22 protein-coding genes are annotated in these 22,914 nt (G+C 63.1%); 11 read left to right on the top strand and 11 right to left on the bottom strand.

Features of this window, described 5'->3' with window-relative positions; genetic code table 11:
- The 6 genes from ACZ0BA_RS17795 to ACZ0BA_RS17770 form a co-directional block, all read right to left on the bottom strand.
- Window positions 1–1,095 (bottom strand): DJ-1/PfpI family protein, encoded by a 1,095-nt coding sequence (locus tag ACZ0BA_RS17795; RefSeq protein WP_463452547.1) that lies wholly within the window; start codon window positions 1,093–1,095, stop codon window positions 1–3.
- A gap of 106 nt (window positions 1,096–1,201) precedes the next feature.
- Window positions 1,202–3,562 carry a lysostaphin resistance A-like protein gene (locus ACZ0BA_RS17790; protein ID WP_463452546.1) on the bottom strand — a complete coding sequence of 787 codons (2,361 nt, stop codon included), beginning with the start codon at window positions 3,560–3,562 and terminating at the stop codon, window positions 1,202–1,204.
- Window positions 3,559–4,299 (bottom strand): ABC transporter ATP-binding protein, encoded by a 741-nt coding sequence (locus ACZ0BA_RS17785; RefSeq protein ID WP_463452545.1) that lies wholly within the window; start codon window positions 4,297–4,299, stop codon window positions 3,559–3,561. Before ACZ0BA_RS17785 ends, ACZ0BA_RS17790 begins: the two co-directional genes overlap by 4 nt.
- A 96-nt stretch (window positions 4,300–4,395) precedes the next feature.
- Window positions 4,396–5,079, bottom strand: a complete 684-nt coding sequence (gene lepB, locus ACZ0BA_RS17780) for a signal peptidase I (RefSeq protein ID WP_463452544.1) — start codon at window positions 5,077–5,079, stop codon at window positions 4,396–4,398.
- 63 nt (window positions 5,080–5,142) lie between these two features.
- Window positions 5,143–6,909, bottom strand: coding sequence for a gamma-glutamyltransferase (ggt, locus tag ACZ0BA_RS17775; RefSeq protein WP_463452543.1), 1,767 nt, complete (start codon window positions 6,907–6,909; stop codon window positions 5,143–5,145).
- Window positions 6,906–7,418: a hypothetical protein gene (locus tag ACZ0BA_RS17770; RefSeq protein ID WP_463452542.1), complete on the bottom strand. Its 513-nt coding sequence runs from the start codon at window positions 7,416–7,418 to the stop codon at window positions 6,906–6,908. Before ACZ0BA_RS17770 ends, ggt begins: the two co-directional genes overlap by 4 nt.
- 156 nt (window positions 7,419–7,574) lie before the next feature.
- Here ACZ0BA_RS17770 and ACZ0BA_RS17765 point away from each other — a divergent pair, with 156 nt between their 5' ends.
- Window positions 7,575–7,844, top strand: coding sequence for a hypothetical protein (locus tag ACZ0BA_RS17765; RefSeq protein ID WP_463452541.1), 270 nt, complete (start codon window positions 7,575–7,577; stop codon window positions 7,842–7,844).
- Window positions 7,845–8,126: 282 nt separating this feature from the next.
- Here ACZ0BA_RS17765 and rpoH read toward each other — a convergent pair whose 3' ends face one another.
- From rpoH to ACZ0BA_RS17740, 5 genes are all read right to left on the bottom strand, one after another.
- Window positions 8,127–9,020 (bottom strand): RNA polymerase sigma factor RpoH, encoded by an 894-nt coding sequence (gene rpoH / locus ACZ0BA_RS17760; protein WP_463454778.1) that lies wholly within the window; start codon window positions 9,018–9,020, stop codon window positions 8,127–8,129.
- Between the two features lie 353 nt (window positions 9,021–9,373).
- On the bottom strand, window positions 9,374–10,294 hold the full coding sequence (ftsX, locus tag ACZ0BA_RS17755; protein WP_463452540.1) for a permease-like cell division protein FtsX: 921 nt from the start codon (window positions 10,292–10,294) through the stop codon (window positions 9,374–9,376).
- Window positions 10,291–10,947 (bottom strand): cell division ATP-binding protein FtsE, encoded by a 657-nt coding sequence (locus tag ACZ0BA_RS17750; RefSeq protein WP_463452539.1) that lies wholly within the window; start codon window positions 10,945–10,947, stop codon window positions 10,291–10,293. Before ACZ0BA_RS17750 ends, ftsX begins: the two co-directional genes overlap by 4 nt.
- A 33-nt stretch (window positions 10,948–10,980) precedes the next feature.
- Window positions 10,981–12,033 (bottom strand): signal recognition particle-docking protein FtsY, encoded by a 1,053-nt coding sequence (gene ftsY / locus ACZ0BA_RS17745; protein ID WP_463452538.1) that lies wholly within the window; start codon window positions 12,031–12,033, stop codon window positions 10,981–10,983.
- 119 nt (window positions 12,034–12,152) lie between these two features.
- On the bottom strand, window positions 12,153–13,100 hold the full coding sequence (locus tag ACZ0BA_RS17740) for a MerR family transcriptional regulator (RefSeq protein ID WP_463452537.1): 948 nt from the start codon (window positions 13,098–13,100) through the stop codon (window positions 12,153–12,155).
- Window positions 13,101–13,375: 275 nt separating this feature from the next.
- Between ACZ0BA_RS17740 and ACZ0BA_RS17735 the strand changes: the two genes are divergently transcribed.
- The 10 genes from ACZ0BA_RS17735 to ACZ0BA_RS17690 all read left to right on the top strand — a co-directional run bounded on the left by ACZ0BA_RS17735 (window position 13,376) and on the right by ACZ0BA_RS17690 (window position 22,898).
- Window positions 13,376–14,677, top strand: a complete 1,302-nt coding sequence (locus ACZ0BA_RS17735; RefSeq protein ID WP_463452536.1) for an NAD(P)/FAD-dependent oxidoreductase — start codon at window positions 13,376–13,378, stop codon at window positions 14,675–14,677.
- Complete coding sequence (locus ACZ0BA_RS17730) at window positions 14,667–15,476, top strand: DUF1365 domain-containing protein (protein ID WP_463452535.1); 810 nt, start codon at window positions 14,667–14,669, stop codon at window positions 15,474–15,476. The genes ACZ0BA_RS17735 and ACZ0BA_RS17730 overlap by 11 nt, the downstream gene beginning before the upstream one ends.
- Window positions 15,473–16,723, top strand: a complete 1,251-nt coding sequence (locus ACZ0BA_RS17725; RefSeq protein WP_463452534.1) for a class I SAM-dependent methyltransferase — start codon at window positions 15,473–15,475, stop codon at window positions 16,721–16,723. Before ACZ0BA_RS17730 ends, ACZ0BA_RS17725 begins: the two co-directional genes overlap by 4 nt.
- A gap of 2 nt (window positions 16,724–16,725) precedes the next feature.
- Entirely contained in the window at window positions 16,726–17,298 is a 573-nt protein-coding gene (locus ACZ0BA_RS17720; RefSeq protein WP_463452533.1) for a chalcone isomerase family protein, read from the top strand.
- The gene (locus ACZ0BA_RS17715) at window positions 17,295–18,605 is read left to right on the top strand and encodes an MFS transporter (RefSeq protein ID WP_463452532.1); all 1,311 of its coding nucleotides are present in this window, start codon (window positions 17,295–17,297) and stop codon (window positions 18,603–18,605) included. The genes ACZ0BA_RS17720 and ACZ0BA_RS17715 overlap by 4 nt, the downstream gene beginning before the upstream one ends.
- Before the next feature lie 15 nt (window positions 18,606–18,620).
- Complete coding sequence (locus ACZ0BA_RS17710; RefSeq protein WP_463452531.1) at window positions 18,621–19,175, top strand: DUF3833 domain-containing protein; 555 nt, start codon at window positions 18,621–18,623, stop codon at window positions 19,173–19,175.
- Between the two features lie 5 nt (window positions 19,176–19,180).
- Window positions 19,181–19,960, top strand: coding sequence for an SDR family NAD(P)-dependent oxidoreductase (locus ACZ0BA_RS17705; protein ID WP_463452530.1), 780 nt, complete (start codon window positions 19,181–19,183; stop codon window positions 19,958–19,960).
- Window positions 19,957–20,391: a nuclear transport factor 2 family protein gene (locus tag ACZ0BA_RS17700; RefSeq protein ID WP_463452529.1), complete on the top strand. Its 435-nt coding sequence runs from the start codon at window positions 19,957–19,959 to the stop codon at window positions 20,389–20,391. The genes ACZ0BA_RS17705 and ACZ0BA_RS17700 overlap by 4 nt, the downstream gene beginning before the upstream one ends.
- 815 nt (window positions 20,392–21,206) lie before the next feature.
- Window positions 21,207–22,283, top strand: a complete 1,077-nt coding sequence (locus tag ACZ0BA_RS17695) for a porin (protein WP_463452528.1) — start codon at window positions 21,207–21,209, stop codon at window positions 22,281–22,283.
- Window positions 22,284–22,370: 87 nt separating this feature from the next.
- Window positions 22,371–22,898, top strand: coding sequence for a hypothetical protein (locus tag ACZ0BA_RS17690; protein ID WP_463452527.1), 528 nt, complete (start codon window positions 22,371–22,373; stop codon window positions 22,896–22,898).
- The last annotated feature ends 16 nt before the right edge of the window (window positions 22,899–22,914 follow it).

The raw sequence follows: 22,914 nt of genomic DNA, 5'->3' as shown, positions 1-22,914 counted from the left end.
TCAGTGTAGCGTGATCGCGTGCGGCGAAGGCGCGCTCGCGAGGAGGTATTCGAATTCGAGCGCCACCAGCTTCGCCGTGCCGGGGCCATAACGTTTTGCGATCGCGTCCAGCGACTCGTCCAGCGCTGTGCCGGGCGGGGTGGTGGTCGACAGCGGCGGCAGCATTCGCAGGCCTGCGACGCCGGCGCCGTCCGGTAGCAGCGCCAAGCCGTTCAGGGTAGGCACCGGAAGGCCGTCCGCCGCCACAGCGTGGACTTTGCTGCGTTTACTGCGCGACCAGGCGTCTGCGGTGTAGGCCAGCGCGATCTCGTCGACACCCGCCGCCACCGGCAGGCCAAGCTGGTCGATCCCGTGGAACCATTGATTCGTGTAGCCGGTGATGTACGCCCCCAGGTTGGTGCCCAGGCGGGGCTTGAAGATGTCGCTGTCGTGGGCCGTGCCCCAGTCGCCGGCACCGATCTGCCGCGCCAGGTCCGCGGCGAGCTCACGGCCGGCGATCGCCTCCACCAGCGCCAGCGCGGTCGGCATGGCGGCGCTTACGCCGGCGCTGGAAACCACTTTGCCGTCGGCCACGTAGCGAACATTGCTGAGCCATTGCGTATCCGGATAGCGCTCTTTTCGGTAGGATTCAGTGGCCCAATGCCCGGTGGCGCGCCGGCCCTTGAATAAGCCGCTGTTGGCAACCACCAGCGCGCCGTCGCAAATACTAACCACGGTCGCACCTTTGGCGCCTTGCGCCGCGACCCATGCCAGCAGGGCGGGATCGCTGGACTTTGAGACGGCCGGCACGATCAGGTAATCGGCACCATCCGGGTAGCGGGCGTCGAATTCATCGATCGTCGCCTGCGGATTGATGCTCAGTGCCGGAAGCATCTTCACCGGACCGGCCTGCGTGGCCACTGCCACCAGTTCGGCGGAGCGCGAACGGGAGATGACGCCATAGGGGATGACAAAGTCGGTTAGTTCGGTGCCGTGGTTTTCGGCGATGACGGCAATCACCGGCTTGTCGCGACCGAAACGGTTTTGGTAGGGATCGATTTCCCCCGCGAGGGCCATGCGGCCGATCAGCAGGACAAGTAAAAACAAAGTGCGCATGATATTCCCTGACGGTTGTTGGTCAGGCATTATCGAAGGTGGCATGGCTGGCAGAATGCCATTAAACAGTCAATTCCTGCCACGCTTCGCGGCCGTGCGGCTGTATTTACAATTGGCTCGCGACCATCGCGGCGTTGTAGGCCGCGTGCACCAGCATCGGCGCCAGCAGCGTCTTGTTGCGCTCATAGACCCATGCCGTACACAGTCCCAGCACGAACACCGGCAACAGCGACAAGGTCGGATGGACCGCCGCGAAGACCGCCGCGCTGATGACGATGGCCTGCGCGGCAGGCATCGAACGTCGTAGCCCCCCGAAAATCAAACCACGGAAGATGAACTCCTCGCACAGCGGGGCGGCCAGCACGGTGAGCGCGAACAGCCATACGCGCGTGTCCGGAGCCTGCGGAAGTGCCGGCAGCAGTCCCGCCAGCGACGAGTGCTTCAATGCGTACAGATAGCCGAAAGCGACCGCGCAGCTGACGGCGATGGCGACTGCGGCATCCCGCAGCGAAGCGCCCAGCCGGATGCCGCGCCATATCACCGGCACGTTCGCCGTCTTGCTGCGCCAGTAAATCAGCCGCACCAGCGCATAGACCACCAGGCCGGACAAGCCGAAGGCCAGCGTGATGACATCAAGCCCCGGCGCCCGGGCGTCAGTCGCGAGCAGCAGCACCAGGATGCCCTGCATGATGAAAAAGGCGGTGGCGGCGATCAAGCCGTCAGAGGTCGACACGCGTGCCGGCGGCGCTGCGGCGGGATCGAGCAGGTAGGGCAGGGCGTCGCGCGCTTTCTGCCACAGGGCCAGCGCGAAGGACGCCGTTAACACCATTGTTATCAGCCGCTGCGCCCAGTTGTCGCTGTAGATCGACCAGGTATAAAAGCTCGCCAACAGCATGTACAGATAGGCGTAGGTGGGCCGCACGCGAGTGCGCACTTCCACCGCCGTGGGGTCGCAGGCGAACACGCCGAGCGAGACGGCGATCATCGAGTAGATCGGAATACCGGCGAGCACCGTCAGCGCCAGCACCAGTGCGCGCCAGTCCCACACGTCGGTATGCATGGCGGTGAACGCCAGTACGATCAGCGGATAGGTCATCGCCAGCACGCCCCACAGCTTGGCCTTTTCCTTCAACACGCTCTCCATCGAGCGCGGCACGGTGTACAGCAGCCAGAGCACGTGGCCTTCGTTGTTCAGGGTCTGGAACGCCGACAGCATCAGCACATACACGCCGATGCCGAACGCGATCGCGGCGGCCATGGTGTGGTGCTGGCCCAGCTCTCCCATGCTGTTCAGCGTCCCGTTGAAAACGATCTGGCTACCGACGATAATGACCGGCAGCAGCAGCGTTTGCACCAGGAAGTTGCGGTCGCGGCTTAGCAAGCGCAGCTCGCGGCGCTGGATGGTCGACAGCAGCGATCCGATCGCCGACAAAGCGCGCGCAGGAGCCTTGGCGGCGGCGACCTTGCCGCGCGTGCTCTCGCGCGAGCTGGAACCGACCACGCCATTACGCAGTTGATAGCGCATCAGCGCGACGCCGCTCCACAACAGCACCAGCAACTGCGCCAGCAGCAGCGCGGCGGCGGACCCGAGCTGCGACAAGGTCTGCGCCTGTATCGCTTGCAGCGCCACGCCCGGCGGCGTCCAGATTATCCAGGCCGGGAAGCCGGCTGCCCATTGCATCGCGAAGCCGTCGGCGCGCGGCATGCCCAACGCCATGACCAGATAGATCAGCGGCATGTTGAACAGCGAGGCCACCGCCTGCAGATTGCGCAACTGCGACGCCGGAAGCCACATGCGCAGGCCGGTGTCGGCCAGGGTGTGCAGCAGCGCCGCCAGCGGCAGCAGCAGCGCGGTGGCCAGCAGCGCGATCGGCAGCGCGGTCCATTTGAAGCCGGAGTACCAGGCAATCATCACGTAGGGCGCCGTCAGGGCGACGATGCCGGCGCTGTTGCTGGCGCTGCGTTCGAGCAGGCGTCCCCACAACAACGTGGAGCGTTTGATCGGCAATGTGACCAGCCATTCGAGATCCCAGTCCGGCTGCGCCATTTCCTTGCTGCCCAGCGGCAGGAGCACCGCGACCGCGAACAGGATCGTCAGCTCCATGGTCAGCCCGTTGAGCAGCGTGGGATCGAACGGCCCCGCATGCAGTTCGCCGGCCGCGATCTCGACGTCCACATGCCGCTGCCCCTGTTTGTCCACGCTCGGGCACGCGCTGGTCTCCACCAGCTGGCACTGCATGTTGACGATCACCGTGCGCGCCAGGCTGCCGAACGAGAACGAAAACAGCAGCGCCACCACCAGCGTCAGTATCCACATGTTGCCGCGCTTTGCGGCGATGCCGTCGCGCGTATTTTTCTTTTTGAAGCGGTTGAACATGGCGCTGGCCATGATCTGGTTGAACTGGCGCGTCAGGCGCATCTTCGCCATCAGCCAGATGGCGCGCGGCGCCGTCGGTTGCCGCATCATTGTGGCGTCTCTGCGCCGGCTTCGTCGGTGATCTTCAGGAAGACATCTTCGAGCGACCCGCTGGTGGCGGCCTTGGCGCGGATTTCGTCAAGCGTGCCGGTGGCCGCAAGCTCGCCGCGATGGATGATGCCGACGCGGTCGCACAGCTTCTCGGCCATGTCCAGCAAGTGGGTGGAGACGAAGATGGTGACGCCTTGTGCGGCCGCCGCCAGCAGGCGCTCCTGCACTTCGCGCGAGGCGCGCGGATCGAGGCCGTTGATCGGTTCATCGAGGATCAGCACCGACGGCTCGTGGATCAATGCGCAGGCCAGGCCAAGCCGCTTCTTCATGCCCAGCGAGTAGTTGACGGCGTAGTCCTCGCCGGCTTCCTGCAGGCCGAATTCGGCGATCAGGCGCGCGGCACGTTCGGCCGCCTCTCCGTGCGAATAGCCGTGCATCTCGCCGACGAATTGCAGGATTTCGCGCCCGCGCAGGTAGTCGTAGAAAATCGGCGTATCGGGCAGGTAGCCCACGCGGCGTTTGACTTCGGTCGCCTCGGCGTGGCAATCGAGGCCGTCGATGACCACCTTGCCGCCGCTGGGAACGAGGATGCCCATCATCATGCGGATGGTGGTGGTCTTGCCGGCGCCATTCGGACCGAGGAAGCCGAACACTTCGCCGCGCCGGACGGTCATCGACAGCGGTTTGACGGCGTCGAAGCCGCCGTAGGTTTTAGACAGGCCCTGGAATTCGATCATGGGTTGCTAGCGGCCACGGCGGGCGCAATGTTAAGAAGTTGATATCCATCATAGCATTGGTCGTAGCACCTGTGACAGGCCACGATCGGCGACCGGCTATGGCGCCTTGTAGAGACTCATGCCAAAGCGTTCGGTGCGCGGCAGCCAGTTGCCCTTGATGTCGGCCGACGCCAGCACCCGTTCGGCGCGGCCGATCAGCAGCGCGCGCGGCACCAGGCCGATGTAGCGCGAATCCTCGCTGTTGTCGCGGTTATCGCCCAACATCATGTACTGGCCTGCGGGGACGGTGAGTGCGGCGAAGTCGCGCCGCGCCATCACTTGCGGCAGGATCTGGATCGCGTGGCCGCCGCCGTCGCCGCCAAGCGATTCGCCCAGGCGCACGGCATCGACGTCGCCAACGCCGGCGAGCGTTTCTGTGGCGGTGCCGATGGGCGCATAGTCGGCCGGCAGGCCGTTGATGACCAGGCGCTCGTTGCGCATCTCCACGCGGTCGCCGGGCAGCGCGATGATACGCTTGATCAGGCGGGTGCCGTTTTTCGGCGAGGAGAAGGTGACGATGTCGCCGCGCTTGGGATCACCGGTGGCGCCGAGCACGATGTCGGTCAGCGGCACCTTGACGTTGTACGCCAGGCGATTGACGAAGACGACATCGCCCTCGAGCAGATTGGGGCGCATTGATGCGGACGGGATCGGATTCCAGTCCGCGACGGCGGTGCGGAAGATCCCGAACAGCATCAGGAACATCAGAAAGCCTTTATTCGCGCGCAGCCATTTGTTCATCACGTCTCCGATTGGTGTATGGTGGGGGAGACGCCATCATGTGGTGAAAAACTTAACCCCGGCTTAGTGTGGTTTTTTCTGCACCAGCGCGCTGCCGACGCCGTGGCGTCGGCCTTCGCTGACGGCGGTCACGGTGCCGTCCGGATTGAACACCAGCGCATTGGCGGCGCCGATTTCCTCCGGCGTGGCGCTCCAGCGCTGCCCGCTTTTTTCCAGCGCTGTGGCCTGCGCGCTGCCGGGGAAGCCAGGCTCCACATCGGTCGCCTCGCCATTGCGCTCGGACAGGCGCGGCGCGTTCAACGCGTCCGGCATGGTCATGCCCAGGTCGACGTGGTTGACTATCGTCTGCAGCACGGTGGTGATGATGGTCGCGCCCCCCGGACTGCCGATGGAGAACGCCGGCTTGCCTTTTTTGAACGCCAGCGTGGGCGACATGCTGCTGCGTGGCCGCTTGCCAGCCTCCGGCACGTTGGGATGCGGGCCGGAGAAATCGAAATCGGTCATCTCGTTATTGAGCAGGAAGCCGTAGCCCGGCACCACGATGCCGCTGCCGCCCCAGTCCTCGATCGTGTAGGTGTAGGCGACGATATTGCCATCCTTGTCGGACACCGTCAGGTGCGTGGTGTGCGCGCTTTCCTTCAGCAACTTGACGAAGGTAACGGGTCGCAACGGCACGCTCTGATCGAACTGGAAGGCGTACGGATCGCCGGCCGCCGCCGGCCTGCGCGCCTGCGCCAGATCGATCTGCTGGCGGCGCTGCGCGGCGTAGTCCTTGCTCAGCAAGCCCGCGACCGGCGCGTCGACATATTCGGGATCGGCCAGATAGGCGTTGCGGTCGGCGAAGGCCAGGCGGCTCGCTTCCAGATACAGGTGTTCCGCCTGCGCGCGCGGCATCGACTTCAGATCGTAGCCTTCGAGGATGTTGAGCGCCTCGGCGATGGCGATGCCGCCCGAACCGGGGAGCGGCATGCCGTAGATGTCGTAGCCGCGATAGGTGCTGTGCACCGGCTGGCGCAGGCGCGCTTCGTAGTTGGCCAGATCGGCCAGGGTCATGTTTCCGCCCCGGACTCGCACACCGGACGCGGTGGCCGGCCGGTTGACCGCGTCGACCACGGCGCGCGCCATTTTGCCGGAGTAGAAAGCCTTGACGCCGCCGGCGGCCAATTCGCGATACGCTTTGGCCAGGTCTGGATTGCGCAATGTGCCGCCAGCCGCGACGGCCTCGCCGTTTTTGAGGTACAGCGCGGCGGTGGCGGGGAACATGGCAAACTTGGCTTTGTTTTCGCCCGCCATGCGCGAGAAATTCTCGCTGACCGTGAAGCCGTTGGTGGCGACAGCGATGGCCGGCGCCAGCACCTGTTTGAACGTCATCGATCCGTAGCGGTCCAGCGCCTCGTGCCAGCCGCGCACCGTGCCCGGCACGCCGACCGACATGCCGCTGTCGCGCACCGTCTCGAACTTCATCGGCGCGCCGTTTTCCTGGAACACGGTCGGCGTGAAGCCGGCTGGCGCCGTCTCGCGGTGGTCGATGGTGATGACGCGCTTGTCCTTGGCCAGATAGATCACCATGAAGCCGCCGCCGCCGATGCCGCAGCTGAAAGGATCGGTGACGCCCAGCGTGGCGGCGGCCGCGATTGCCGCGTCGATGGCGTTGCCACCCTGGTTGAGGATGGCCAGCGCGGCCTTCGACGCCGGTTCGCTGATCGTCGCGACGGCGCCGCCGGTGCCGGTGGCGACCGGGGTTTTGGTCCATGCCGTGGACGGCAGGACCAGTGTGATGACAATGGCGGAAAGTAAGACGGTGCGGGCGGGACGAGTTTGAGGTGTCATGAAGGGCGCGGTGTCGGGTCTGAGGGTGGCGTATTGCTCACTCTCAAGCTTACCCGATAATCCGGCGCTGCTTCATTTTTGGCGGGCACCGCCTGCGGTTCGACGCCGGCCAGGGCAAAGGTCAGACCGTCCTGGGTCACGCTGGGTTTGCCGTTGGGCATGCTATCTGACAGCACGAAGTTGCTGGTGGTGCCATCGGCCTTGGTCAGGGTAAAGCTGTAGCTGATGTAGCCGGCCCAGACGCACACCGCGCCGGTGCGGCAACGGCTGTCGTTGACGCGCTCGAGCCTGACGGTGGGCGCGGCGGCGCCGCCGGCGATGCCTTGGGTGGCGGCCTGGGTGATCACGGCGCTGGCGCCTTGTTGCAGCACGTAAGTGGCGTTGAACGGCTTGTTGGCGCCGGCGCCGGCGGTGGCGCGGCCGTTGGCGGTGCCACAGGCGTACAGCATGGCCATGGCGCCTATGAGCAAGGGCAGAACGATCAGCTGCCGCAGTATTGTCTTCATCATGTGCGACCTCTTGAATGCAAAGTGGCCGTTAGCTTAGCAAAAGTATCATTTTGACGGCGCACGAACCGCATGCCGCCACGGTTTGCTCAATAATGGCCACGCGGGTTGGATAAGCTGCGTAGAATGTCTGCTCTGAATTATTTTTGGATTAAAGACATGAAAAAAACTGGCCTGGCGAAGAGTGATGCCAAAAAATTGATGGGCAAGATGGCCGGGCCGAGCGCTGCGACCTTTGGCAAAGTGGCCGAGGTGGTCGACAAGCGCGAGCAGCGCCGGCGCGATCAGGCGGCTGGCCTGGTGCCCTTTGCGGTGAAGCTGAATAGCGATTTGGTGGCCCAGTTGAATGCGCAGGCCACGGAACGTAGCCTTGATATGAATCAGTTGGTGGCGGAGTTGTTGACCAAGGCTCTGGCGTCGGCGGTCTAGCCTATTTCGGGATGTTTATTCACACGGCGACCGGCCAGATTATTCGCGAGCCGGATGTTAAGACCAGCCGCGATAAGAATTTAATGCGTGAGGCTGTTCTTAACGCTGTTAAACGATCAGAAAAGCGCAACTAGAGCCTGTTAGATGCCAAGGCCGCCAGTATTTGAGAAGAGTGTCTTTATCACGTTTGGTCAGAGCAGATGGCTTGATGGTTCGCTGAGTGCACATAAAAAAACCGCGCAGTTCGCACCGCGCGGCTTTTTTTGCTCCGACCTCCACGTCTTACACGTAGGCGGCCAGCGAGCCTTTCATTTTTTTCAGCGCGGCCGATTCGATCTGGCGAATGCGCTCTGCCGATACGCCGAACTCGTCCGCCAGCGTGTGCAACGTGGCGCCGGAGCCGTCGTCGTTGGCCAGCCAGCGCGCTTCGACGATGCGGCGCGAACGTGGGTCCAGCTTGCCCAGCGCTTGCTCCAGACCTTCCGATTGCAGACGGGTGACTTGCTCCGCTTCCAGCACGCGGGTCGGCTCGCTCTGCTCGGACGACAGGTAGGCAATCGGGGCGAACTTGTCGTCCTCGTCGTCGTTCGGCGATTCCAGCGCGATGTCGCGACCGCTCAGACGGGTTTCCATCTCGATCACTTCTTCGCGTTTGACATCCAGCAGCTTGGCCAGGTTGTCGATCTGCGCCGGGCTCATCGCGTCCAGGCCGGTCTTGTGGCTGCGCAGGTTGAAGAACAGCTTGCGCTGTGCCTTCGTCGTCGCCACTTTGACCAGGCGCCAGTTTTTCAGGATGTACTCGTGCATCTCGGCTTTAATCCAGTGCATCGCATACGACACCAGACGCACGCCCTGGTCGGGATCGAAACGCTTGACGGCTTTCATCAGGCCGATATTGCCTTCCTGAATCAGGTCGGCGTGCGGCAAGCCATAGCCCAGATAGCCACGGGCGATCGACACCACCAGACGCAGATGCGACAACACCAGCTCTTGCGCGGCGCCCAGGTCGTTGTTTTCCTTGAGGCGCTTGGCCAGCGAGATTTCATCATCGTGCGTCAGCATCGGCAGGCGGTTGACGGCGGAAATATAGGCGTCCAGGTTCCCCAGGTTGCCAGTGAACCCGAGTCCTAAAGCGCCCTTGTTGGTGGGGACCAACGCGGCAGGTGCGGACATCATAGTCATTTTCATTCCTTCGCTCGAAGATTACCAAGTCTCGATGGGCTGGGGCCATAAGACGGAAATTTACTTAAATAGTGCAAAATTGCCATTTCCGCAGAGTGTCGATAACTTTGCAGATTTCATATATTAGCACTCTCCTCGGGTGAGTGCCAATCACCTTATATTTATCGCCACGATAGGGAAAATACTATCGGGTTCGACTGGGCAATGGCTTTTGATTAATCAAGCATGCACGATGGAGCTTAGGCCTGACTTAATGAAGTACCGGGGAGATGGGTCCATCGTAGGCGGGTGCGAAGACCGTTTCCGTGCGCGGGCGCACGGAAAGGCGGACAGAATTAACTCAGCAATTAATTCAGGCGGGACAGGTGGCGTTGCACCGACAGCAGCGCGGCGATCAAGCCGAGGCCGGCGGAAAGCGCCAGCAAGCCAGCCATCATCGGCGGTTGCAGCGGCGTCAGCTGGAATTCGGATGCGTATAGTCTTGCAAATTCGGCAATCGCAGTGTTCAACGGACGCAACGCCAGCGCCACCGCGCCCAACGCCAGTCCGCCAGCGCACAGGCCCAGCAGCGCGCCCGTGTAATAGAAAGGCCGATGGATGAAGCTGTCAGTCGCGCCGATCAGCTTGGACACCAGGATTTCCTCGCGCTGTGTCATCACCTGCAGGCGGATGGTGTTGAAGATGACCGCCACCACCACGGTGCCGAGCGTAACTGCCAGCAACAGCAGTCCCAGATGCAAAATATTCAGCAACGCGGCCAGGCGCTTGACCCACGCCGAGTCGACCTGCACGGTGTCGACGCCGGGCAGGGCGCGGATCTGCTCGGCCAGGTGATCGACGTCGCCGCCGGACTGCGCCAGGCGGAAAGCGTCCAGCTTGAGCACATAGCTGTCCGGCAACGGGTTTTCGCCCAAGGTGGTCAGCACATCGGCCAGGCCGCTCTTTTCGCGCATGCTTTCCAGCGCTTTTTCGCGCGGGGTGAAGATGATCTTGGCTTGCTTGTCCGGCAGCGCCTGGCGCAGCTGCACGGCCAGCGCTTCGGCCTGGTCGCGCGGCGTGTCCTGTTTGACGAAGACGCTGATTTCCGGATCGACCGACAGCTGCTCGGACATCGGGCGCACGTTGTCGAGCAGGGTCACGCCGGTGAACGGCAAGGCCAGCGCGATCGCGACGACGATGATGTTGAACAGGAAACTGCCCGGCGAGCGGCGCAGATGAACCAGCGCGGCGGACAGCGCGTAACGATGTTGGCGGAACCAGTACGTCATGCCGCCACCTCCAGTTGACCCTGATTGAGGTAGATGACACGCGCGGCCGAATCGAGCATTTGCTCGTCGTGGCTGGATATCAGGCAGGTGACGCCGACCGAGTGGAAGGCCTTGAGCGCATCGAGCACCTTGTTGGCGCTGGCACGGTCGAGGTTGGCGGTCGGTTCGTCGGCCAGGATCACTTGCGGCCGGTTGACGATGGCGCGCGCGATCGACACGCGCTGTTGCTCGCCGCCGGACAGGGCCAGCGGCTGCGAATTGGCGCGGTCGGCCAGGCCGACCTTGTCGAGCGCGGCGCGGGCGCGTTGCTCGGCCTGGTGGTGCGAGGCGCCCGTCACCAGCAGCGGCAACATGACATTGGCAAGGATGGTGCGGTCGTTGAGCAGGCGTTGTTGCTGGAAGATCAGACCGAGATTGCGGCGAAGAAACGGCACGGCGGCCGGCTTGATGCGCGCGATGTCCTGGCCGTTGACGATCACATGGCCGGAAGTGGGCCGCTCGACGGCCGCGATCATCTTCAACAGCGTGGATTTGCCGGCGCCCGAGGGGCCGGCAAGAAACACCAGTTCGCCTTTTTCTACCGTCAGCGAGATGTCGCGCAGCGCCATCGCGTCGGGGGAGTATTGTTTCGAGACGTTCCGGAATTCGATCATGTAATAGTGGTTATCTGGGGATTATCCGAGCGGTTATGGGAGCAACGCATCGACGAACTCGGCGGCCACGAACGGCTGCAGGTCTTCGATTTTTTCGCCGATGCCGATGAAATACACCGGGACCGGACGCACGCGGGCGATGGCCGCCAGCACGCCGCCCTTGGCGGTGCCGTCCAGTTTGGTGATCACCAGACCGGTCAGTTTCAGGGCGTCGTCGAAAGCTTTCACTTGCGCCAACGCATTTTGCCCGGTATTGCCGTCGATAACCAGCAGCGTTTCGTGCGGTGCGCCGTCCATGCCCTTGCCGATGACGCGTTGCACCTTCTTTAACTCTTCCATCAGGTGCAGCTGGGTCGGCAGACGGCCGGCGGTGTCGATCATGACCACGTCGAGCCCGCGCGCCTTGCCGGACTGCACCGCGTCAAACGAGACGGCGGCCGGGTCGCCCGACGCTTGCGAGATGACGGTGATGTTGTTGCGCTGGCCCCAGACCATCAATTGCTCGCGGGCGGCCGCGCGGAAGGTGTCGCCGGCCGCCAGCAGCACCGACTGGCCGTTCGATTGCATGTGTTTGGCCAGCTTGCCGATGGTGGTGGTCTTGCCGGCGCCGTTGACGCCGGCGATCATCATGACCATCGGCTGGTGGCGGCCCAGTTCGAACGGACGCTGGAGCGGCGTCAGCAGTTCGACCATCAGCTGCTTGAGCGCGGTCTTGACGGCGGCGGCGTCGAGCAGCTTGTCGTCCTTGACCTTTTGCTTGAGCGCGTCGAGCAGGTATTCGGTGGCGTCGACGCCGGCGTCGGACATCAGCAGCGCCGCCTCGAGCTCGTCGTACAGGTCGTCGTCGATCTTGGCGCCGACAAACAGCAGTGACAGGTTATTGGAGGTTTTGGACAGGCCGGCCTTCAGCCGCGTCATCCACGACTGTTTTTGTGCCGGTTCCTCGATGGCCATCAGCGGCTCGGAAACGTAGGCATCGGCAACGGGATCGGGGCTGAAAGCAGGGCTGGCGACTGGCGCCGGCGCGGGGATCTGGACCTCTGGCGCCTCGGGGGCGACAGTTTTTTTCTTGAAGAAACTAAACATGGATATGTGGTTGGGGGCGCTTCAAGCTGATGCCCGGCAGCGCCGGACACGGGGAAATGCGGCTATTTTACCAGAGCGCGGCCGGGCGGCCGTGGGCCGCTACCGGATTGACAACTTTTTCAGCCCGTCGCGACGTTGGCGTTGCGCATGCGCCATTCGGCGATGGCGGCGGTGATGTCGGACAGCGCGAACACCCGCACATAGGGCGGACGGCGCCGTTTGAGCGCAGTGTTGCTGCCGCCGGCCCACAGTTCGACGCTGCCGTTGAGGCGGGTATGCAGCTCGGCCAGGCCGTCAAGCGCCTGGCGCGGATTCATCGCCACCGAGAACGACAGCGCGATGATGTCGACCCGCTGCACGCGCGCCGCCTCGACGATGTCGAGCAGCGGCGTTTGCACGCCCAGCGAGATGCAGTGCGCCCCTTCGGCCACGCACATGGCTTCCGCCATCAGCAGCCCCAGCCCGTGGCGCTCCTGCGGCATGGTGGTCAGCATGATGCGCGGCGCGCCCAGGTTGCTGGCGGCCGCCTGCGGCATGGCGAAGATGGCGCTGCGCATCACCACCGTCAGCGACTCTGTATATAAGTGTTCCTCGAAGGTGGCCAGCTGGCCGCTGGCCCAGGCGTCGCCGACCAGCGTTGTCAGCGGCGCCACCAGGTCGATGACGAAACTCTTCAAGCCCATCATCAGCAAGGCCTGCGACAACTGGCGCCGCAGCGCTTCCATTTGATGCGTTTTGCACAAGTCGAGATAGCGCTGCAGCTCGGGCGGTGGCAGCGACGGGCCGTTGGCGCCGCCGGTGGCCTGGCCGGTCAGCGTCTGCAATTCCTCGGCGCTGAACTGGATCACTTTGCCCGGACGATAGCCGAGGTCGATCAACCGTTTGACCAGACGCAGCTTTTGCACCTGCTCGATCGGATAGACACGTTCGCCATTAGGATCGCGCAGCGGCTGCGGAAAGTCATAGCGACGTTCCCAAACCCGCAGGGTTTCCTTGGCAACGCCGGTGTCTCGCTCGACGTCGCTGATCGTGCTCGGAACTGGTTGTGAAGAAACGGTAGTTGTCATTAGAGAATCTTTAGCAATTGCCGTTCTGCGGCAGTCGCATGTGTTGGCACAGGGTCGGGGTGCACTGCGCTGGAAGCGGTTCTGATCCGGCGCGACCTGCATTTTACCTTCGTTTTGCGCTCAAAAGTTTCCACATCCAAAGCTCCTTTCGGTGCGTATAAGCCTTGCTGATGAGCTTGTCCACGACATGCAGTTGACATTGAGAACTAATTAACAGATTATCGCCTTTGCCCATGAGTTGTCCTGGACAAAATATTTTGTAACGGTGGAAAATAATGAAAATAGCTGTTGTTGGCAGCGGAATTTCCGGCCTCTCCTGCGCGTATCGCCTGGTTCAGGGCGGTCATGAGGTGGTTTTGTACGAGGCTGGAGGGTATTTCGGCGGCCATAGTAATACGGTGGATGTAACTTTCGGTGGTAAAACCCATGGTGTCGACACCGGTTTCCTTGTATTTAATCACCATACCTATCCCAATCTGACCGCGCTGTTCGCCGAACTGCAGGTGGACACGGCCGACAGCGACATGGGTTTTTCCATCAAGCTGCCGGTTGGCGGCCGGCTGCTGGAATGGGCGGGCGGCAATCTGGACCAGGTATTCTGTCAGCGAAGCAACTTGTTGCGTCCGGCTTTCCTGCGCATGCTGCGCGACATCCTGCGTTTCAATCAGGAAGCGACGGCGCTGGCGCAAGCGCCGGGGGCCACGCCTCAAGTTTCACTGGGATCATACCTTGATGCGCAGGGTTACAGCGCACAGTTTTGCAACTGGTATCTGTTGCCGATGGCGGCCTGTATCTGGTCTTGCCCATCCGAACAGATGCTCGCTTTCCCGCTGACCAGTTTTGTCCAGTTCTGCCACAACCACGGACTGCTACAGGTCAACGACCGGCCGCAATGGCGCACCGTGCGCGGCGGCTCGCGCCAGTATGTCGAGCGCCTGCTGGCCGGCATACCGCAGCGGCATCTGAATACGCCGGTGACGGCGATCGCGCGCACCGCGAACGGGGTGGCATTGCGCTCGGCGCAGGGGAATGCGCTGTTCGATGAAGTTGTGCTGGCCACGCATAGCGACCAGTCGCTGGCGATGCTGACCGACGCCAGCGACGAGGAACGCGGCGTGCTGTCGGCTGTCGGCTACCAGGCCAATCGTGCGGTGCTGCACACCGACACCAGCTGCCTGCCGGAGAACCGCAAGGCCTGGTCGGCGTGGAATTACCAGGGCAGCGGCGATGGACCAGCGGGCGGCAAGCCCGGTCATGCCGTCTGCGTGCACTACCTGCTGAACAAACTGCAGCCGTTGCCGTTCGAGCAGCCGGTGATCGTCTCGCTCAATCCGCTGACGCCGCCCGACCCGCGCACGGTGCTGCGCGAGTTCGACTACGCCCATCCGGTGTTCGACGCGGCGGCGGTCCATGCGCAACAGCGCCTGCCGGGCATACAGGGCCGCAACCGCGTATGGTTCGCCGGCGCCTGGACCGGCTACGGCTTCCATGAGGATGGCCTGAAGTCCGGATTGGCGGTGGCGTCGGCCATCGCCGCGCGCGCGCAGCAGATCACCTTGGCCTCCCATGCCGCCTGAGCTTACAGAACCTCCGGCCGCGCCGCAGCTTTGTTTCGGCAAGGTGCGGCATCAGCGTTTGCGGCCCGTGCGCCATGGTTTTCAATACGGTATGTACTTTGTGCGCCTGCCGCTGCGGACGCTGGGACAGCAGGATTTCGGCTGCCGCCTGTTCGCGCGCAACCGCTTTAATCTGCTGTCGTTCCACGACGCCGACCATGGCGACGGCATCCAGCCGTTGCTGCAATGGCTCGATGGGCTGCTGGCGGCGGAGGGCGTGCGCGATGCCGACGGCGAGGTGTGGCTGCAAACCATGCCGCGCGTGCTCGGCTACGTGTTCAATCCCGTCTCGTTCTGGTTCTGCCATCGCGCCGACGGCACGCTGCGCGCCATCGTCGCCGATGTGCACAATACGTTCGGTGAGCGGCACTGCTACCTGCTGGAGAACGGCGGCGCCATCGGCGTCGGCGAGGAACTGGCGGCGCGCAAGATCTTCCACGTGTCGCCGTTTTGCGATGTGCGCGGCGGCTACCGCTTCCGCTTCTTCTGGGGCCGCCGCGGCGCCGGCCCGCACGCCGGCCAGGAACACACGCTGGCCAGTATCGATCACGACGACGGCGACGGACCGCTGATCGAAACCAGCCTGTCCGGCCGCGCCGCGCCGCTGGATAACCGCAACACGGCGCGCGCCTTTTTCACGTATCCGCTGATGACCATCGGTGTGATCGTCCGCATCCATTGGCAGGCCGCCAGGCTTTGGCTCAAGCGCGTGCCATTCTTTTCAAAACCACTACCGCCTCAACAGAAGGTATCACGATGAGTACAGAATCCCTCGCCACTGCGGCAGCGCCCTTGTCCACGCCATCGGCCACCCACGCACCCGCGCACGGCGGCCAGACGCCGCCCGCCGCCCGGGTGATCCTCAAGATGCTGCGGCGCCTGAAGCATGGCGCGCTGCTGCTGCAGCGGCCCGACGGCCATGTCGAGGTGTTCGGCGACGGCTCCTTTCCGATCGCACTGCAACTGAAGAACTGGACGCTATTCGGCGCGGCCATGCGCTCCGGCGATATCGGCTTTGCCGAAGCGTTCATCGACGGCGACTGGAAGACCGATAACCTGAGCGGTCTGGTCGAACTGTTGATACGCAACCGCGACGAATTCGAGCAGCTGGTCTACGGCAGCTGGTGGGGCAGCCTGCTGTATCGCCTCAAGCATCTGATGAACCGTAATTCGCGCGCCGGCAGCCGCAAAAACATCCATGCCCATTACGATATCGGCAACGCGTTTTATCAGTTATGGCTGGACCCGACGATGACGTATTCGAGCGCGATCTTCCGCGACGGCGACGGCGGCGACCTGGCCACCGCGCAACTGGCCAAGTACCGACGCATCGTCGGCGCCTTGAACCTGGGGCAGGGCGCGCGGGTGCTGGAAATCGGTTGTGGCTGGGGCGGTTTTGCCGAGACGGCCGCGCGCGAGGCGCAGGCGCACGTCACCGGCCTGACGCTGTCGACCGAGCAGCTGGGTTATGCGAAGCAGCGCTTGGCCGGTGCTGGACTGGCCGCGCTGGCCGATTTGCAGTTGTGCGATTACCGCGATTGTGACGGCCAGTTCGACGCCATCGCGTCGATCGAGATGTTCGAGGCGGTCGGCGAGAGCTACTGGCCTAGCTACTTCGCCTGCGTGGCGCGCAACCTGAAGCGGGGCGGGCGCGCCTGCATCCAGACCATCACCATCGACGACCGCTTGTTCGAGCGCTATCGCAAGGGCACCGATTTCATTCAGCAGTATATTTTCCCCGGCGGGATGCTGCCGTCGCCGTCGGAGTTCCGGCGCCAGGCCGCCTTGCACGGCTTGCGGGTGGTGGACGAATTCTGCTTCGGCATCGACTATGCCGACACGCTGCGCCAGTGGCGCGCCAGCTTCCTGGCCCGGCGCATCGAGGTGGAAGCGCAGGGCTTCGACCAGCGCTTCATGCTGACCTGGGAGTTCTATCTGGCCTATTGCGAGGCTGCCTTCCGCGCCGGGAACACCGACGTCATGCAGTTCACGCTGGTGAAGGATTGAGGGTGCGCGCGGCGTTGCGATCCTGGTGCTTGGCCCTGGCGGCGCTGTGCGCGCCGATGCTGGCGGCCGCGCAGACTGTTCGGGCGGTGGAGGCGCCGGCCCACGTGGAGCGTGAGCTGGGCGCCGCGCGGCTGTCGGGGCAGGGCGTGTTCACCTATTTCGGGCTGTCGATCTACACCGCCGAATTGTGGGTCGGCCCCAAGGGATACCGGACGGCTGCGCGGGACGCCGCGCCGTACGTGCTCGATCTGCGCTACGCGCGAGAACTCGACGGGCGCCGGATCGCCGAGGCCAGCGCCGCGCAGATGGAAAAGATCGGCGCCGGCAGCCCGGCGCAGCGCGCCGCCTGGCTGGAAAAGATGCTGGCGATTTTCCCGGATGTGAAGGAGGGCAGCCGCTTGAGCGGGCTATTCCTGCCGGGCGAGGGCATACGCTTTTACCGCGACGGCAAGCCGCTGGCGACGGTGGCCGATCCGGCGTTCGCGCAGGCGTTCTTCGGTATTTGGCTCGATTCCGCCACCACCGCGCCCAAGCTGCGCGAGGCGCTGCTGCGCGACGCCGCGCCCAGATCGTGAATCCCGATCCAGCGGGCGCCGGGACGGCCGCCGAAACCGGGGACGCAGCCGTGCGTCCGCCATCGCTGTCGCTGGTGGCGATGCTGTATTACGGTTTGTTCGGCCTGCCGCTGGCGATGCTGGCGCTGCCCATCTATGTCTACGTGCCGCAGTTTTACGCGCAGCGCGGCGCGTTGACGCTGGCCGTCATCGGCGCCGCGCTGCTGGCCGCGCGCACGGTCGCGGCGTTCATCGATCCGCTGCTTGGCTGGTGGATCACGCGCGCCGGCGGCGCCTACCGCCGTTCGGTGCTGATTGCGCTGCCGCTGCTGATCGTCGGCTACACGATGCTGTTCCATCCGCCGTCGCTGACAGGCGCGCCGGCGCTGGGCTGGTTCCTGCTGTCGCTGATGCTGGTGTACACGGGCTTCAGCCTCGCCACCATCGCCCATCAAAGTTGGGGCGCCGCGTTGACCCAGCTGCCTGGCGAGCGCTCCAGGCTGGCGGCGGTACGCGAGAGCTGCGGTTTGCTCGGCGTGATGACGGCCGCCGTGCTGCCCGCCGTCTTCAATTACGATGCGTTGAGCTATGCCTTCGCCGCCTCCTTGCTAACGGGCGCCGCGTGCCTGTTGTACAAGGCGCCGCAACCGCCCCGGTCTCCCCGTCCGGTCGGGGACCTGGCGGCGGTTCCTTTACGGTTTGCCGAACTGGCCGCGCCGTTCAAACAGCGCCGTTTCCGCGCGCTGTTCCTGGTGCTGATGGTGAACGGCGTCGCCGCGTCGATACCCGCCACGCTATTCCTGTTTTTCGCCGAGGACCGTCTGAAGCTCGGGTCCAACGCCGGCCTGTTCCTGTTGCTGTACTTCGCCAGCGCGGCCGCGTCGATGGCCGCCTGGCCGCTGGCGGCGCGGCGCCTTGGCGAGGCCCGCGCCTGGGTCGCCAGCATGCTGCTGACGGCCGCCGTCTTCGTCTGGGCGTTCTGGCTGGGCCCTGGCGACGCCGTTTCGTTCGGCGTCATCTGCGCCATTTCCGGCCTGGCGCTGGGCGCGGACCTGGCGCTGCCGCCGGCGCTGCTGGCCGGCGTCATCGCCAGCGCCGGCGACAGCGGCCGCCGCGAGGCCGCCTATTTCGGCGTCTGGAACTGGGGCGTGCAAATGACGCTGGCGCTGGCGGCCGGTGTCGCCTTGCCGGTGCTCGAATGGCTGGGCTATACGCCCGGCACGCAGCAGGGCCTGGGCGCGCTGTCGTTCGCCTATGCGCTGCTGCCTTGCTGTTTAAAACTGATCGCGGCCGCGCTGTTATGGCGCGCGCCGCTACGCGATTGCTGAACTGGAGACCACACAATGAAACTAACCCGCCTTTGCGCCGCTGCGGCGATGACCTGCGCCTTCCTGTTGAACGGCTGCTCGCTGCCGGTGCAGCCCGACCACTATGCGCAGCAGACGCCCAAGCTCGATATCCAGCGCTACTTCAACGGCACGCTCGACGTCCATGGCATGTTCCAGGACCGCGCCGGCACGGTGGAGAAGCGCTTCACGGTGCTGATGCGCTGCAGCTGGAACGGCGATGTCGGCACGCTCGACGAGGAATTCGTCTACTCGGACGGCAGCAAGCAACGGCGCGTCTGGACCTTGCGCAAGACATCGGAAGGCCGCTACGTCGGCACCGCGCCGGACGTCGTGGGCGAGGCGAAGGTGGAGGTCTCGGGCAACGCGATGCGCTTGCAGTACGTGCTGGCGCTGCCGGTCGGCGACAAGGTCTATAACGTCGATTTCGACGACTGGATGTATTTGATCGACGACCGCGTGATGCTCAACCGCGCGCAGATGAGCAAGTTCAATTTCGGGCTGGGCAGCCTGACGGTGGTGTTCAACCGCCGCTCCGACCAGGTGCGATGATGGCGATGAACCACATCATCGAAGACTGGGCCGACCAATATGTCTGGATCGTCGGCGCGTCAACCGGCATCGGCGCGGCCACCGCCCGGCTGCTGCTGGAGAAGGGCGCGCATGTGGCGTTGTCGGCGCGGCGGCAGCAGGCGCTGGACGATCTGGCGGCCGCCGACGCCGATGCCGCGCCGAGGACGCTGGCGGTGGCGCTGGATGTCACCAACCACGCCAGCGTGGCGCGCGCGCGCGACGATATCCTCGCCAGCTGGCCGCGCATCGACCTGGTATTGCTGGTGGCCGGCGGCTACAACGAAATGCGCGCCGACAGTTTCGACCTGGAGCAGGCAAATCAGCTGATCGATCTGAATCTGCGCGGCGTCTTCAATTGCCTGGCGCCGGTGCTGCCCATGCTGATCCGGCAGGGCGGCGGCGGCGTCGGCATCGTCAGTTCGGTGGCCGGATACAGCGGCTTGCCGAAGGCGCTGGTCTACGGGCCGACCAAAGCGGCGCTGATCAACCTGGCCGAGTCGCTGTATTTCGACCTGCATTCAAAGGGTATCGGCGTGTATCTGATCAATCCGGGCTTCGTCGATACGCCGCTTACCAAGGGCAACGATTTTCCGATGCCGGGATTGATGCGGCCGGCCGACGCCGCGTGGGAGTTGGTGCGCGGCGTCGAGCGCGGCGCGTTCCATATTCATTTTCCGAGGAAGTTCACCAACACGCTACGGTTCGCGCGGCTGCTGCCGTATCGTGTGTATTTCTGGCTCATCGCCAAGGTGACACGATTATGAGCGACAGGCACATCGCTTTGCATCGTTTGATTGTGCTGTACGAGACGCTGACGCCGGCGACCGTGCCGGGAATCGTGGATGTTTACGCGGCCGACGCGGCGTTCAAGGACCCGTTCAACGACATCCGGGGACACGCGGCCATCATCAAAGTGTTCGAGCACATGTTCAAGCGCTTGCGCGATCCGCGTTTTATCGTGCTCGAGCATATGGGACGGGGCGACCAGGCGTTCCTGACGTGGGAGATGCAGTTCCGGTTCGTGCGCTGGCCGGAGCAGCCGCACGTGATACGCGGCGCCACGCATGTGCGCTTCGATGCCGATGGCAAGGTCGTGCTGCACCGCGATTACTGGGACGCGGCCGAGGAGTTATACGAAAAGCTGCCGGTGCTGGGCGCCATGATGCGCTATCTAAAACGGTCCGCCGCGCGCTGAACCCGCACTGCATATAGCGCTTTATTAGTTTGGCTCATGCGTTCCATGTCTGTCTCCACACGCTTTTGCCTCCCTCCTTTGGGGCAACAATGTGTCGAATTGGTGCGCAATGTGTCGTTTCTGTGCAACACGTAGCAATTTCTTACAAATTCCTGATGCACCGCAATAGTTGCCCTACGGACAGAATTTATGGATAGTTTACTCCCATAACACTATGATCATAGTTGGTTTGGCGGCTATTTTGCTGTATTTCCATGCCAAACATTCTCATGAGTTGTTAGCTTATTACCATTGAGCACAGGCGTCGTTCCGTGGGCTTCAGTATAAAATAGCCCCAGAAATAGCAAAGTGGCTATTTTTACTTGGTCCGACAACGATGTAGTACGCATGCATTGATCTTGCATTTGTCACTAGGGCGGCCCGCAAAACGGGTTGCTGCATGAAGTTCATCGTGCGGAAAAACTGGGCTAGTTCGCTTGCTCGGCATGAAATATTGCGATGCGTTAAAATACGGATGTTTTGAAAATCTGACAAGGACATGGACGTTGCAGCATGAACGTTTTTGTACTTGAAGGAGTCGACTAGCATCAGTATAGTGCCGCCTCCGGTGCGTTTGAGCACCGCGAACCTGCGAGCGTCGATTAAATCGGCCGCAACTTAAGTGAGCGCGTTCCGCCTGATGGGACCGCACAGTGGCAGCTGGGGAGTTTGCCCTCACGCACATACGGCGCCTGCTGGTGACGCCGATAAGCACCGTATTTAGCCGCACTACTAGCTATACCTTTTTACAGCAACACAACTGAAGGAAACACGTAATGAAAAAATCCCTGATCTCCATCGCCATCCTGGGCGCCCTGAGCAACGTAGCTATGGCGCAATCGAACGTCACCATGTACGGTATCGTCGATGCCGGCCTGACCTCCGAGCGCGGCGGTGCTGCTGGTAACGTCACCAAAGTACAGAGCGGCGTGGCTTCGGCTTCGCGTATCGGTTTCAAAGGCACCGAAGACCTGGGCAGCGGTCTGAGCGCGATCTTCAAGTTGGAAGCCGGCGTTAAAATCGACGACGGTTCGCTGGACAACGCCAACAACCGCCTGTTCAACCGCGAAGCCTACGTTGGTCTGAGCTCGAAGACCGCCGGTACCCTGACCATCGGTCGTCAGTACACCCCTTACTACGAAACCCTGCGCGACGTGGCTGACCCGTTCGCAATGGGCTACGCTGGTACCGCTAAAAACCTGTTCCCGGTTGCCGGCAACATGACCCGCAACGACAACGGCGTTGTGTACAAAACCCCATCGCTGTACGGTTTCTCGGCTGCTGCTTCGTACAGCCTGGGCGAAACCGCTGATGATTCGGCTGCACAGCGTCAACTGGGCGCGTCGATCGGTTACACCAACGGTCCTCTGAACGTTGCCGTCGCTTACAACAACCGTAACAACGACACCGCTACCGTTAAAACCAACAACATCGGCCACAACAGCCTGATCGCCGCGAACTACGACTTCAAAGTTGTTAAAGTTTTCGCAGCCTACGGTCAAGACAAGAACCAGAACAGCGCGCCTTTGGCTAACACCAGCAACCCGTTCGGCTACACCGTTGCTCCAGTCGCGTCGCAAGACAGCGCTGACGCACTGGTCGGCGTAACCGTTCCAGCCGGTAACGGCGTTGTCATGGCTTCGTACATCCGTAAAAACGATAAAGAAGCCGCTAACAACGACGCAAGCCAGTGGGGCGTTGGCTACTCGTATAACCTGTCGAAGCGCACCAGCGCTTACCTGGCGTACGCTAAAATCAAAAACAAAAACGGCGCAGCTTACACCGTTGGCAACAACACCGAAGTTGGTACTGGCGACAAAGCCTTCAACATCGGCGTGAAACACAGCTTCTAATCTGTTCATTCAGAGTTAGTATCAACAACGGCTGCCTGGTGCAGCCGTTGTTCTTTTCTGAAAGCGGTTTTATTGATGACGACGACCATGATGATGAAACGACGCGCCGCATTCGCCGGCGCCATGCTGCTCGCCTCGTGCGCCGTGCTGGCCGCGCCCAAGGCGCGCAAGCCGGCCGCCAATGCCGGCCTGCCGCGTTACGGCATGGTGGTGTTTTCCGATTTGTGCATCAACGCCGAGAGCGGCGAATTCGGCGGCCAGCGCATCACGCTGCAGCGTTTCGCCGAGGTCGATACGGTGCTGTACGAGTACACGGCGGGCGGCTTGAGCTGGCCGGTGGTGGCGAGCGACGTCAATATCGATCCGCGTGGACGGCAGATGTATTTCACGGTGCGCCCGCCCGACGAGGAGGAGCGCACCATCAGCGGCAAGATCGCCGACGGCGGCAAGGCGCTGGTGCTCGACGGCGGTTATTGCGGCGACGAGGCGGTGCCCATGCGGCTGCCGCTGGTGACCGATTTCGGACGCAAGGCCGGCACCTGCAAGGTTTGTCCGGATACCAAAAAAAACAAGGAGAAGGCGGAAGAGGCGCCGTCGAACCAGGCGCCGTCTTGACCCTTGGCTAACCCAC

The organism is Duganella sp. AC917 (assembly GCF_979258245.1).
Note: the sequence above shows the minus strand (reverse complement) of the source record. Positions and strands in the feature narration are given on the sequence as shown.